The organism is Streptomyces catenulae (assembly GCF_000718015.1).
GTDB classification, from domain to species: domain Bacteria; phylum Actinomycetota; class Actinomycetes; order Streptomycetales; family Streptomycetaceae; genus Streptomyces; species Streptomyces catenulae.
Window position 1 is genome coordinate 26,383 of sequence record NZ_JODY01000047.1, and the last position, 12,320, is coordinate 38,702.

At 68.8% G+C, this 12,320-nt stretch carries 12 protein-coding genes; 4 read left to right on the top strand and 8 right to left on the bottom strand.

The features are described from left to right. From IF23_RS0128860 to IF23_RS0128880, 5 genes are all read right to left on the bottom strand, one after another. Entirely contained in the window at nucleotides 1-1,059 is a 1,059-nt protein-coding gene (locus IF23_RS0128860; RefSeq protein ID WP_030288872.1) for an iron-siderophore ABC transporter substrate-binding protein, read from the bottom strand. An 84-nt stretch (nucleotides 1,060-1,143) separates the two neighbouring features. Then, the gene (locus IF23_RS0128865; RefSeq protein WP_030288875.1) at nucleotides 1,144-2,022 is read right to left on the bottom strand and encodes an ABC transporter ATP-binding protein; all 879 of its coding nucleotides are present in this window, start codon (nucleotides 2,020-2,022) and stop codon (nucleotides 1,144-1,146) included. A 40-nt stretch (nucleotides 2,023-2,062) separates the two neighbouring features. Continuing rightward, nucleotides 2,063-3,121 (bottom strand): FecCD family ABC transporter permease, encoded by a 1,059-nt coding sequence (locus tag IF23_RS0128870; protein WP_030288877.1) that lies wholly within the window; start codon nucleotides 3,119-3,121, stop codon nucleotides 2,063-2,065. After that, a complete protein-coding gene (locus IF23_RS0128875) occupies nucleotides 3,118-4,176 on the bottom strand; it encodes a FecCD family ABC transporter permease (protein WP_051739961.1) in 1,059 nt (352 codons plus the stop codon). Before IF23_RS0128875 ends, IF23_RS0128870 begins: the two co-directional genes overlap by 4 nt. Before the next feature lie 192 nt (nucleotides 4,177-4,368). Beyond that, nucleotides 4,369-5,721, bottom strand: coding sequence for a lysine N(6)-hydroxylase/L-ornithine N(5)-oxygenase family protein (locus tag IF23_RS0128880; RefSeq protein WP_030288881.1), 1,353 nt, complete (start codon nucleotides 5,719-5,721; stop codon nucleotides 4,369-4,371). A gap of 260 nt (nucleotides 5,722-5,981) precedes the next feature. Between IF23_RS0128880 and IF23_RS0128885 the strand changes: the two genes are divergently transcribed. Next, complete coding sequence (locus IF23_RS0128885; RefSeq protein WP_030288883.1) at nucleotides 5,982-6,929, top strand: methionyl-tRNA formyltransferase; 948 nt, start codon at nucleotides 5,982-5,984, stop codon at nucleotides 6,927-6,929. A 300-nt stretch (nucleotides 6,930-7,229) separates the two neighbouring features. Here IF23_RS0128885 and IF23_RS0128890 read toward each other — a convergent pair whose 3' ends face one another. Together IF23_RS0128890 and IF23_RS0128895 are read right to left on the bottom strand one after the other, a co-directional pair. Further along, nucleotides 7,230-7,991 (bottom strand): SDR family NAD(P)-dependent oxidoreductase, encoded by a 762-nt coding sequence (locus IF23_RS0128890; RefSeq protein WP_030288885.1) that lies wholly within the window; start codon nucleotides 7,989-7,991, stop codon nucleotides 7,230-7,232. 83 nt (nucleotides 7,992-8,074) lie between these two features. Beyond that, a complete protein-coding gene (locus tag IF23_RS0128895; protein ID WP_030288887.1) occupies nucleotides 8,075-8,506 on the bottom strand; it encodes an Rrf2 family transcriptional regulator in 432 nt (143 codons plus the stop codon). Nucleotides 8,507-8,707: 201 nt separating this feature from the next. Between IF23_RS0128895 and IF23_RS0128900 the strand changes: the two genes are divergently transcribed. Both IF23_RS0128900 and IF23_RS0128905 read left to right on the top strand, forming a co-directional pair. After that, complete coding sequence (locus IF23_RS0128900; RefSeq protein WP_030288889.1) at nucleotides 8,708-9,631, top strand: S41 family peptidase; 924 nt, start codon at nucleotides 8,708-8,710, stop codon at nucleotides 9,629-9,631. Between the two features lie 316 nt (nucleotides 9,632-9,947). Next, complete coding sequence (locus tag IF23_RS0128905; protein ID WP_030288891.1) at nucleotides 9,948-10,193, top strand: hypothetical protein; 246 nt, start codon at nucleotides 9,948-9,950, stop codon at nucleotides 10,191-10,193. 324 nt (nucleotides 10,194-10,517) lie between these two features. Here IF23_RS0128905 and IF23_RS34245 read toward each other — a convergent pair whose 3' ends face one another. Then, on the bottom strand, nucleotides 10,518-10,961 hold the full coding sequence (locus IF23_RS34245) for an endonuclease domain-containing protein (RefSeq protein WP_157848098.1): 444 nt from the start codon (nucleotides 10,959-10,961) through the stop codon (nucleotides 10,518-10,520). Between the two features lie 445 nt (nucleotides 10,962-11,406). On the opposite strand from IF23_RS34245, the gene IF23_RS0128915 reads away from it, so the two are divergent. After that, a complete protein-coding gene (locus IF23_RS0128915; protein ID WP_157848099.1) occupies nucleotides 11,407-12,228 on the top strand; it encodes a scabin-related ADP-ribosyltransferase in 822 nt (273 codons plus the stop codon). Nucleotides 12,229-12,320 lie beyond the last annotated feature (92 nt).

Below are 12,320 nucleotides of genomic sequence, written 5' to 3' on the forward strand. Positions count from 1 at the left end.
CTAGCCGACCGACTTGACGAGCTGGTCGATGGCGTACGGCAGCGAGAGCAAGGTGGCCTGCGACATCGCCGCACCGGCCGCCGGGCCCTCGCTGTCGAGCAGGTACGAGACCTTGCCCTTCTTGGCGACCTTGAGGTTGGTGAAGAGGGCGGACTTCTTCAACGCCTCGGTGTCCGCGCGGTCGTTGATGGCGAACACCCGGTCCACGTCGACGAGGTCCATCCGCTCGGCGGAGAGCGGGGTGTAGAACTTGTCACCCGCGATCCTGTCGATCGCGGTCTGTCCCTTGAAGCCCATGCCCTTCAGGAGCTGACCGCGCACGTCCTTGGTGGTGAACGGCGCGACGGCGTCCTTGTACCAGGACAGCGCGACCGCGGTCTGGTCGGCGAACTCCGGATGCTCCTTGCGCACGGCGGCGAGCTTGTCCTGGATGCCCTTGACCAGCTTCGTGCCCTCGTCGGGCTTGCCGAGCGCCTTGGCGATGTGCTGGGCGTTCTCCTGCCAGGTGGCGCTGAACGGCTGCTTCTCGGCCTTGGTGCGCCCCACCGTCGGCGCGATCCGGGAGAGCTTGTCGTAGGCGTCCTTGTCGATCTCGGAGTACACCGCGATGATCAGGTCCGGCCGCAGGGCGGCGATCTTCTCGTAATTGGGCCCGGAGTCACCGTTGCTCATGATGACCTCGGGCCGGGCGCCGCCCCACTTGTCCTTCACCCAGGGCCACTGGGTGTTGATGTCGGGGCTCTTGCCCGCCGGGTTCGGGTACTGGTCGACCATGCCGACCGGCTTGACGCCGAAGGCCAGGACATCCTGGTCGTCGGTGTAGCCCACGGTCACGACCCGCTTGGGCGCCTTGGGGATGGTGGTGGACCCGAACGCGTGCTCCACGGTGACCGGGAACGTACCGGCGGAGGCCGAGGAGTTGGCGCCGTCGTTCGCGGCACCCTCGTCCGCCGCGCCGGAACCGCACCCCGCGAGGAGACCCGCGCCGAGGGCCGCGGCGGACACCGTCGCCGCCACCCGTCGCCAGGACTTCATACGTGTCGTTCGGTCGAGGAACATCCGGGATCCCTTGCTTTCGCGCTGTCACGTGCGGGCCCACCTGGGCAGGCACACCCTAACGAGGAGAAGTGAGGTTAGCCTAGCCTAAGTTGAGGGGTTGCCCGTCCGGGCGTCCACCCCCGGGGCGTGGGTACGGCCGATGGGCACGATGAGCGGCCGGTCACCCACCGGATCGTCGATCACCTTGGCCCGCAGCCCGAACGCCTCCTCCAGCAGTTCGGCGGTGATCACCTCACCCGGGTGTCCCTGGGCCAGGACCGAACCCGCCTTCATCACGATCAGGTTGTCGCTGTAGCGCGCGGCCAGATTGAGATCGTGCAGCACCATGACCACGGTGCGGCCCGACTCGTGCAGATCGTCGACCAGGTCCAGCACGTCGATGGCGTGCGCCAGGTCCAGATAGGTGGTGGGCTCGTCGAGCAGCAGCAGATCGGTGCCCTGAGCCAGCGTCATCGATATCCAGACGCGCTGCCGTTGACCGCCGGAGAGCGTGTCGACGGAGCGGTCGGCGAGATCGGCCACCCCGGTCATCTCCAGCGCGCCTTCCACGACGGAGGCGTCGTCCGACGACCACTGCCGCAGCCAGCCCTGGTGCGGGTGCCGCCCCCGGGCGACCAGATCGGCCACCGTCAACCCTTCCGGCGCGACCGGCGACTGGGGCAGCAGACCGAGTTTCTTCGCCACCTCCCTGGTCTTGAGTCGGCCGATGTCCTCACCGTCCAGGACGACCGATCCGCTCACCGGCTTGAGCAGCCGCGAAAGGGTCCGCAACAGGGTGGACTTCCCACAGCCGTTGGGGCCGATGATGGTGGTCACCACCCCCTGCGGAACCGTCACGTCCAACGCGTCGATGACGGCCCTCTCGCCGTATCCGACCGTGACGCCCCTGGCTTCCAGCCGGGGCGCGGCACCGGTCCCGGACTCGACGCCGGTCACGGTCCCGGTGGTGCACTGAGTGGCCAAGACTCCCCCTTAATTTAGGCTTACCTAACCTTTCTACCACCTAGCGTCGATTGGCCCGCACCAGAAGGAAGATGAGGAAGGGACCACCGATCACGGCGGTCACGACACCGACCGGCAGGGTCAGCGGCAGCGCCGTACGCGCGACCAGGTCGGCGCCGATCAGCAGCAGCGCGCCCACCGCCGCCGACGCCGGCATCGGCGGCGTCGGCGACCTCGTCAGACGCATCGCCACCTGCGGCGCCACCATGGCCACGAACGGGACCGGTCCCGCCGCGCTCACCGCCATCGCGGCCAGCAGCACCGCGCACAGCAGCAGGACCGCCCGCACCCGCGAGTACCGCACGCCCAGGCCCGCGGCCACGTCGTCACCGAAGTGCAGCGGTTTGAACTGGAAGGCCACACACGCCACCGCGGCCATCAGCACGAGGGTGCCCCACAGGGCCGGGCCGACCTCGTTCCACGACCGGTTGTCCAGCGAGCCCACCAGCCACGCCTGGGCCCGCGCCACGTCCTTGATGTCCGCGGTGGCCAGCAGCCAGGTCGTGATCGCCTCCGCCACGGCGCTCACCGAGATGCCGATGAGGATGAGCCGGAAGCCGTCGACCCCCCTCCGCCACGCCAGGAAGTACACCAGCAGCCCCGTGCCGAGACCGCCCGCCAGCGCCGCCACGGACAGACCGACGGAGCTGATGGCCGCGGCGGCGCCGCCCGACACCGTCACCAGGAACACCGACACCGCGCTGGCGCCCCCGGTGATCCCCAGGATGTCCGGACTGGCCAGCGGATTACGGGCGACGGACTGGGTGATCGCTCCGGAGATCCCCAGCGCGACGCCCACGACGAGTCCCGCCGCGGCCCTCGGCAGGCGCAGATCCATGACCACGAACTCGTCGACCTGCTCGCCCCTGCCGAAGAGCGTCGCCACCACCCGCGGCAGACCGATGGGGAAGTCCCCCACCGAGATGGACAGGCAGAACAACAGCAGGGCCGCCGCTGTCAGCACCAGCGTGACCAGCAGGATCCAGGGTCGCCATACGAAGGACACCCGGCCGAGCCGGACCCCCGGCGCCACCGTTCGCTTCACCACTGTCTCGTTCATGCGCTCTTGAACTTTCCCCGCCACACCATGGCCGCGAAGAACGGTGCGCCCAGGAGCGCGACGAGGACGCCCGCGTCCAACTCCCCCGGTCGCACCACCACGCGCCCCGCGATGTCGCAGATCAAAAGGGTGACCGCGCCGAGAAGACCTGCGTACGGCACGAGCCAGCGGTAGTCGGGCCCGGTCAGGTACCGGGCGATGTGCGCCACCATCAGTCCCAAGAACGCGATCGGACCGCAGGCCGCGGTGGCCGCGCCCGCCAGCAGCGTGATGGCGACGATGCCGACGGTCCGGATCAGCGTCATGTTGACACCCAGTCCCCGTGCCACGTCGTCCCCCAGGTTGAGCAGGTTGAGGGAAGGCAGGGTGATCAGGGCCAGTACCAGCCCGATGCCGATGAACAGCGTCATCGGCCAGATGACATCGAAATGGACACCGGCCACCGAGCCGGTGTTCCAGAACCGCAGGGCGTTCAACGCCGCCTTGTCCGACAGCGCGACCGCCGTCGTCATCGCGGCGAGGAACACCGTGACCCCCTGCCCGGCCAGGGCGAGCGTCAACGGATTGCCGGCGCCCCGGCCGATGCTGGCGAGCCCGAACACGACGGCACCGGCGATCCCGGCCCCCAGGAAGGCGAACCAGACGTACTGGAACGGTGCGGTGAGCCCGAAGAGCGAGATCACCGACACGACGGTGAACGAGGCCCCGGCGTTCACCCCCAACAGACCGGTGTCCGCGATGGGGTTGCGCGTGTATCCCTGGATCAGCGCTCCGCCGACGCCCAGGGCGATACCGGCCACGATCGCGAGCACCGTCCGGGGCAGCCGCACCGTCTGCACGATGAGTCTGATCTCGGTGCCGTTCTGGTCGGTGCCCGGCGCCGCGAACAGACCGTGCCACACCTCACCGGGGCTCAGCGCACGCGCGCCGACCATGAGAGAGACCACCGCGGCGATCACCAGGACCACCGTGACGGCGGCCAGCCCCACGGCCCGGCGGCGCCGGGTCCCCGCGACCCGGGAGCGTGCCGGGCGTTCCGCTGCCGTCGCGCCCAGGTCGGCGCCGATTGTCGCGCCCTGACGATGCGTCACTCGAAGACCTCGCGCCGAGGACCGGACGGACCGCCGACGCGGCGACGGGTACCAGAGGGCACGGACGTTCCTTTCCCGTGGATCTGCGGCACACATGTGCCGCCGTGGCCGCGGCGCGTACCCACCGCGGCCACGGCAGCCGGGGAGACGGACCGGCTAGGCGGCCGGCTGACGGGCGTCGCCCGCGACCTGCCGGAGCCCGCCGGACACGGCAGGGGCGCCGCCGACGATCGAGTCCAGGATCTCCCCGACCCGTATCGCCGTGTTGGACAGCAGGGAGGAGGTGATGCCGTGGGTGTGCTCGGTTCCGCCCTGGAGGTAGATGCCGCAGCGCAGTTCGGGGTCGGTCGCCACGCGGTAGTCGCGCCCGACGTCGACCCGGCCCTGCTCGTCGCGGTGGCACCGCTCGGCGACCTCACCGAGCAGCCCGAGGCCGTCGGCCTGCAGGTATCCGGTGGCGCACACGACGACGTCGGCGTCGAGCAGGCTCTCCTCGCCGGTGACGAGGGACTTGATCGTGGCCTGGACGCCCTCGGCCGTCTCCTTGACGCCCGTGAGGCGCGAGACGTTCAGGAAGCGCAGCCGTTCGGCGCCGAGCACCTTCTCCCGGTACGCCTGCCGGTACAGGTCGTCGATGAGGTCGATGTCCACCACGGAGTAGTTGGTGTTGCCGTGGTAGTCCATCAGCCGGTGCTTGACGTCCTCCGGCGCGCTGAAGTAGTCGTCGACCGCCTGCGGGTCGAAGATGCGGTTGGCGAAGCTGCTGTCGTCCGCCGGGCTGTAGCCGTAGCGGGAGAAGACGGCGCACACCTCGGCGTCCGGAAAGCGGCGGTGCAGGTAGGCGACGTTCTCGGCGGCGCTCTGACCGGCGCCGACGACGACGAAGCGGGTGGGCTCGGCGCCCTCCAGAGCGTCGACCTTCGTCAGCAGGTCGGAGTTGTGCCAGACCCGGTCGGTGCGCTCCACGCCCTCCGGCATGACCGGGCGCAGTCCGGTGCCGATGACGAGGTTGCGGGCCCGGTGGACGACGGTCTCGTCGCCGCAGCGGGCGGTCACGTCGAGGTACTCCACCACACCGTCGCGCACGACGGGTTCGACCGCGACGACCCGGTGGCCGTACGAGACCATGTCGTCGACCTTGGCCGCGGCCCACTCGAAGTACTCGTGGAACTCCACCCGGAGCGGGAAGAGGTTCTTGTGGTTGACGAAGTCGACCAAGCGGCCCTTGCTCTGCAGGAACTGGAGGAAGGAGTACTCGCTGGTCGGGTTCCGCAGCGTCACCAGGTCCTTCATGAAGGAGACCTGCATCGTCGCGTCGTCGATGAGCATTCCGCGGTGCCACCCGAAGCCGGGCTGCTGCTCGAAGAAGTGAGCGGTGACCGCCTCCTGCCTTCCGACGCGCGCGTTGTGTTCGGTGAGCGCGATCGCCATGGCAACGTTCGACGGCCCGAAGCCGATACCGATCAGGTCGTGGATCAGTGGTGCGTCGCCAGGAAGAGGCTGTGACATGTCACTCCCATTCGTGCGGAACGGCCGCCTGCCAGGCGCCCTGTCAGGGGGAAATAGGGGGAGTCCGGGCGCGCCGGTGACCGGCAGCCGAGCGGAACTTAGGTAAAGCTAACCTGATCTAGACCGAACTGTCGACCGGACGAAGCCGACATTCCATCCACCCCCCTGCCAATTGACCCCAGAATCCAGGTCGTTGCGATGTTAGGTAAGCCTTGCTTTACTTGCCTCTGATCTTTTCGCTCTTCTGAGGAGGAACCCTGATGCGGGTCGTCATGTTCGGTTATCAAACCTGGGGCCATCGCACCCTGAAGGCGCTCCTGGACTCCGAGCACGACGTCGTGATGGTCGTGACGCACCCCAAGAGCGAGCACGCCTACGAGAAGATCTGGAGCGACTCGGTGGCCGAGCTCGCGGAGGAGCACGGCGTCCCCGTCGTCATCCGCAACCGCCCCGACGACGACGAGCTGTTCCAGCTCCTCAAGGAGGCCGACCCGGACATCATCGTCGCCAACAACTGGCGCACCTGGATCCCGCCGCGCGTCTACACCCTCCCGCCGCACGGCACCCTCAACGTCCACGACTCGCTGCTGCCCAAGTACGCCGGCTTCTCTCCGCTGATCTGGGCGCTCATCAACGGCGAGTCCGAGGTCGGCGTCACGGGCCACCTGATGGACGAGGTGCTCGACGCGGGCGACATCGTCCTCCAGAAGGCGGTCGCGGTCGGTCCGACGGACACCGCCACCGACCTGTTCCACAAGACGGTCGACCTGATCGCCCCGGTCACCATCGGCGCCCTCGACCGGATCGCCGCGGGCGAGAGCGACTTCACCAAGCAGGACCGCTCCCAGGCCACCTTCTTCCACAAGCGGGCCGAAGAGGACATCCGGATCAACTGGGACTGGCCCGCCGAGGACCTGGAGCGCCTGGTCCGCGCCCAGTCCGCGCCCTACCCGGCCGCCTTCACCTTCCACAGGGGCAAGCGACTCGAGGTGCTGTCCGCCGTCGTGTCCGAGGGCCTGTACGGCGGCACCCCCGGCCGCGTCTTCTACCGCGAGGGCGACGGAGTGGTGATCGTCGCCGGCGCCGACGCCCGCACGGGCCGCAACCACGGCCTGGCCATCACCGGCGTCCGCACCGAGGACGGCCGCGAACTCCCCGCCGCCGAATACTTCACCTCCATGGGCGGCTACCTGACGAGCCGCCCCTGACGCCCACGGCGCACCCGGCCCCCCTTGACGCCGCCCCGCCCCGGACGACCCCGGACGGGGCGGCGTCACCTCTCGTACACGGAACGTCGGCCTGACACCGCACACGGGCCGGGGCGCGCGGTACGCCGAACCCCTGACTCCGCTCGTCCGCCGCCGCCACGTGGGCCGCGTCCGCGGTCACGTGCACGGACTGTCTCTTCCAGCTGACCGGGCACGAGATCACCGACGACGGGACCCAACGGCTGCTCACTGCCGTGCGACGGTTCTTCGCACTCCCTTGAGTCGAGCGGCCCACAGTTTTCAGAGTTGGATGGCCCCGCCGTCGACGAGTAGTTCTGCGCCGGTGGTGAAGGTGCTCTGGTCCGATGCCAGGTACAGGGCGGTTGCGGCGACTTCTTCGGGGCGTCCGGCGCGTCCCAGCGGGGTCGGTACCGCGGGCTCGGCGGTGGCGTGTCGGTCGCCCTCGTCCTCGTGCGGGAAGGCGGCGCGCAGTGCGTCGCCGCCGGGGGTTTCGATGGGGCCGGGGGTGAGGGCGTTGACGCGGATACCGCGGTCGGCCAGTTCGGCGGCCCAGGTGCGGGCGAGGCTGCGGATCGCGGCTTTGGTGGCGGCGTAGACGCCCAGGCCCGGGTGGGCGCGTAGCGCCGAGCTGGAGGACAGCAGGATCACCGAGGCGTCGGGCGTCAGCAACGGCAGCGCCTTCTGGACGGTGAAGATCGTGCCCTTGAGGTTGATGGAGGTGGTGCGTTCGTACTCCTCCTCCGTGATCGCGCCGAGCGGGCCGTAGTCGCCGACGCCGGCATTGGCGACGACGACGTCGAGGCGGCCGCTGCGGTCGGAGATTTCGGCGTAGAGCCGGTTGAGGTCGTCGAGGTTCGAGGTGTCTCCCTGGATGGCGATGCCTCGGGGGCCGATCTGCGCGGCCGCGGCTTCCAGCTCGGTGGTGCGGCGGCCGGTGAGGTAGACCGTCGCGCCCTCGGTTGCAAACCGTCGGGCGATCGCCAGGCCGATGCCGCTGGAGGCGCCGGTGACGAGGGCGGTCTTGTTGTCCAGGTGTCCCATGGGGTTCTCCACATCATTGTCGTAACTGGATTGGTTACATTAAGGGCCGAGAGAAAAGAGCAGCCCATGAAGGCGGGAGCGAGCTAGGTGGCGTTGAGTACGCCCCGAAGGACATCCTCCAGCGTGGTCTTCGCGAGTTCCTTGCGCAGGGCGGTCTCGACGTCGTCGTAGACGGTGGTCATCGCCGGACCGATTCCCCGGCCCACCACGCATTCGGGGTTGGGTGTCGAGCGGTGCAGCGCGAAGAGCGGTCCCGGCTCGACGGCTTCGTAGACGTCGAGCAGGGTGATCGCCGTCGGCTCGCGGGAGAGCATCCACCCCGCCCCCACGCCGCGCCGGGAGTCGGCCAGACCCGCCTTGCGCAATTCGGCCAGCAGGCGGCGGATGACGACCGGATTGGTGTTGACGCTCGCGGCGATCTGTTCCGAGGTGGCCACCTCGTGGCCGCGGCGCTGGTACAGGCCGATCCACGCCAGGGCGTGCGCGGCGACGGTCAGCTTGCTGTTCGCGCTCACGTTCAACCACCTCCCGGTCGTAACGCTAAGAGTTACGTCTGGGTGGCGCAAGCCCTTCTCGTTCAAATTCCTCGCCGCCGAAGGGTGCGGCTAACGGCGGGCGCCTCCTGCCGCGACGGGGATCCGGGAGGGTGCGGAAGCCGGGGAGGCGGCGGTGGAATTCGCTGGGCGTCCGTTCACCCCGGACTTACCATCGCGCGCATGACAACGCATCACGAGATGGTCGAAGCGGCGCTGGCCCGTATCACCACCGGTTACGTGTTCCCCGAGAAGACCGCTGTCATCGACGCGGCGATCCGGCGTCGGCTGGCCGAAGGGGCGTATCGGGGCCTGGACGTGCGGGAGTTGTGCGAGCGCGTCACGGAGGACCTTCAGCGTGCCTGTCCGGATAAGCACTTGCGGTTGTTGTGGACCGAGGATCCGCAGTCGCTGGAGGAGGAGCCGGAGAGTGTCGCCCGGGCCCGTTTCGCGCAGCACGCCCGGGAGAGCAACTACGGCGTCCGGCGGGTGGAGCAGCTCGACGGCAACATCGGCTATCTCGACCTGCGCATGATCGCCCCCGCCGATCTGGGTGGCCTCGCGACCGCTGCCGCCATGCAACTCCTCAGCACCACAGCCGCGTTGATCATCGACCTGCGGCAGTGCCGGGGCGGCTCACCGGAGGGCGTGCAGTTGTGGTGCAGCTACTTCTTCGCCGACGACGGGGTGCACCTGAACGACATCTACGAGCGGGACACCGGGTCGACCCGCCAGTACTGGACCCTCGGGCACCTCACCGCCCCGCGCTACCTGGACCGGCCGGTCACCATACTGACCAGCGAGCTCACCTTCTCCGGCGGCGAGGAGCTGGCGTACAACCTGAAGGTGCTGGGGCGCGCCACCCTGATCGGCCGGACCACCCGAGGCGGCGCCCACCCCACGGCGCGCATTCCGGTCGCCCCGCACGTGACCGTGACGGTTCCCACCGCTCGCTCCATCAACCCGGTCACCGGCACCAACTGGGAAGGCGTCGGCGTGGAGCCCGACCTCGCCGTCGCCGCCGAGGACGCGCTGAAGGCGGCGTTGGCGCACCTGCGGGCGGCAGACGGGGCGGGGCTCGCCGCCGATGGCAGGACTTCGGGGTGACGTTGACCTCCAGGGGGTTCCGGTGCGGCCTCGGATCGGCAGGCAGGGGATCGATTCCGGCTGGCCTGTTGTAGCCCTGTAACAGGGGCCGTGAGCACTTGGAGCTGCACCCGTTCGTGTGATCGACTTTTCAGTGCCCGAGAGGGACGCGAAGCGCAACGCGACGCTTCGTCACGGCCGGACACGATTCCGGCCGACCGCGGGGCCGGTCCGATCCAGCCGCGCTCCGCGAGTAGCGGGCCCGTGTGCCGCAGAGGCGCACACGCACCGCTACGCCACTGCACGTATGCACGTATGCACGTAAAGGAGAGAAAACATGCGCAAGTTCCAGCGCGCAGCAGTCGCAGCCGCCGGCATCCTGGCCTTGTCCGGCCTCGGTGTTGGAGCCGCTCAGGCTGCCGACCTCCCCTCGATCGACACGCAGGGCGACGCTGCGACGGACTGCTTCACGAAGGAGACCCAGCAGCTGATGGACAGGGGCGTGGGCCACCACGTCACGATCGTCCACTGCGAACGCGAGCCCCAGAACCCGGGCAGCATGCTGGTCTTCTACCGGGGCTGAGTCCGAGGCGGGTCGCCTCCGGCCCCCTCCACCGGGCCCCGGCCTCCTTGGCCGCGGGCACATCGGAGAGCCGGGCGCCGGACCCGTACCGGGCGTTCCGTCGATGTGACGGACGAAGGCGGCTTCTCCACCCCCTGCACGGGGTTGGAGGGGCCGCTTTCGTGCTGCTCGGTGAGGGTTGGCGGTCAGACGGTGGGCGAGGGCTACGGCGCGCACGTCGAGGAACTGGAGGCCGGGCTCCCCCGCGCCGCGGCGGTCACGTCCTCCTGGTGCACCTGCTGCTCGACCGCCGATGCCGCTCGTCCCGGCTGCGGGTGCGGTGTATTACGTGGTGATGCGCGGCGGATTCGCCCTGGCTGATTGTGCGGCGTATTCCTCGTCCCGGATGAAGGACCAGGACGTGGGGAGGTACTGGTCGTCGCGGCCTTTGATGACTTCGGCCGCGGCGCTGCGGGCCGGTGGAGCGCTCAAGTAGGCGTTGATTCGAGGGCTGTCACGCAATTCCGGGGGCCATTTTTCGTAGACGGGCAGCCGGTTGAGGTTGCACGGTTTGCAGAGGATCCCGCGTACACAGCACTTACGTATGCGTGAAGGGCCGCAGCAGGTGTGGTCGTGATCGATCTGCCAGATCGACGGCGCTTCGTGCGGGATGCCTCCGTCGCACGCTTCCGAGTTGTCGCCGCACAGAGCGCATCGGAACCCCTGCGCCCGCCAGATGGCGTTGTACTTGGCTATCGAGAGGCCGTACCTCCACATACGTCGCTGCATGCGTCGACATCGGTGGCACACCCTGGTTCCCTCGACGAGGCGCGGAACGTCCTCCTCACACAGGGAGCAGTACTCGTCTTCCCAGTCCCAGTCCCAGTCCCCGCCACGTGCACGGCCTTGCATGAGGCTCCCTCCACCTATGCGGCTAGAAGATAGGCCATGCCACCGACAAGCGGTGGGTCTTCGAACCGCGGCGGAGGCTCGATCGGCCGACGGCGTCGGGCTCGGGCCGGCTTCTTCGGTGCGCGGGCGGCGCCGTGCCGGCAGAGGCCCCGTTCCGACGGGGAGCATGGGGAATGCCCTGGTGCTGGCGCAGTCCTGCCTACCGACGTGGATGCGCCCCCAGTTCGCGGGGCCGTGGCCACCGACGGGGCCGACTGCGGCGACCGGCGGCAGCGGCGACGGAGCACTGTTCAGGGGATCTGGCGCGTACTGGGTGTCCAGGGTGACCGCTGTGCCCCTCCCGGCACCTGCCGAGCCCCAAGGTCTGGACCGTCTGAAAAGCGAAACCGGCAACACGGTGAAGAGCCAGCTGATCGGGGCGGAGCACCAGCTGGGCGGCATCGTCAAGACCGGCACCTCCATGCTGCGCCTGGCCCGCACGGTCAACCCCCAGGATCCCTACAATCTGACCCACCCGGCCGACTACGCCACCAACCTCACCAGTGTCGCCGGTGGCCTGGTCCGCACTGCCAACCACCCCACGGAGCTGGTCAAGGGCTTCGTCGGCGAGGGGTGGGGCACCGACCGCAACGAAGCCATGGGGGCCTTCGCGACGAATTTCATCGGCGGCGGAGGCGCCGTAAGCAAGGTCGGCGCCAAGGCCGTCGCCCATGGTATGGAAAGTACTGTCGCCAAAGACACCGCCAAAACCGTCAGCCACACCGCCGCCAAGGACTCCGCGGGCCTTGCCCGGCATGCCGATGACGCGGCCGATGCAGCTCGGCGCACGGATGATGTGGCGACGCATTCCGACAGTGCGGCCAGCATGCCGATGACGCCGCGGGGGCGGGTAAGGGACTGGATCCTGACGACCCCCGTAGCCTTTGCGTCGGCCTTCGTGGGAACCACCAAGGACCCCCATGCCAACTGGCTGAGCGATTACCGGTACGAGGTGGACGCTCCCGGCGGAATCGATGCCAACCAGACCCTGCCGGACAACAAGTACCGCGGTGAGCAGGAGATCGCCTTCGCCGGAGGTATCGACGCAAGCACATCAAGGGAGCCTGGGAGATCCACCGCGATGGGACAAAGGGAGAATGGATAGCGAACCCCCATTACGAACCTCATGTCCCCAGACCTGTCTCTTATACACATCTGACGCTGCCGACGATACTCCTTGTGTAGATCTCGGGGGTC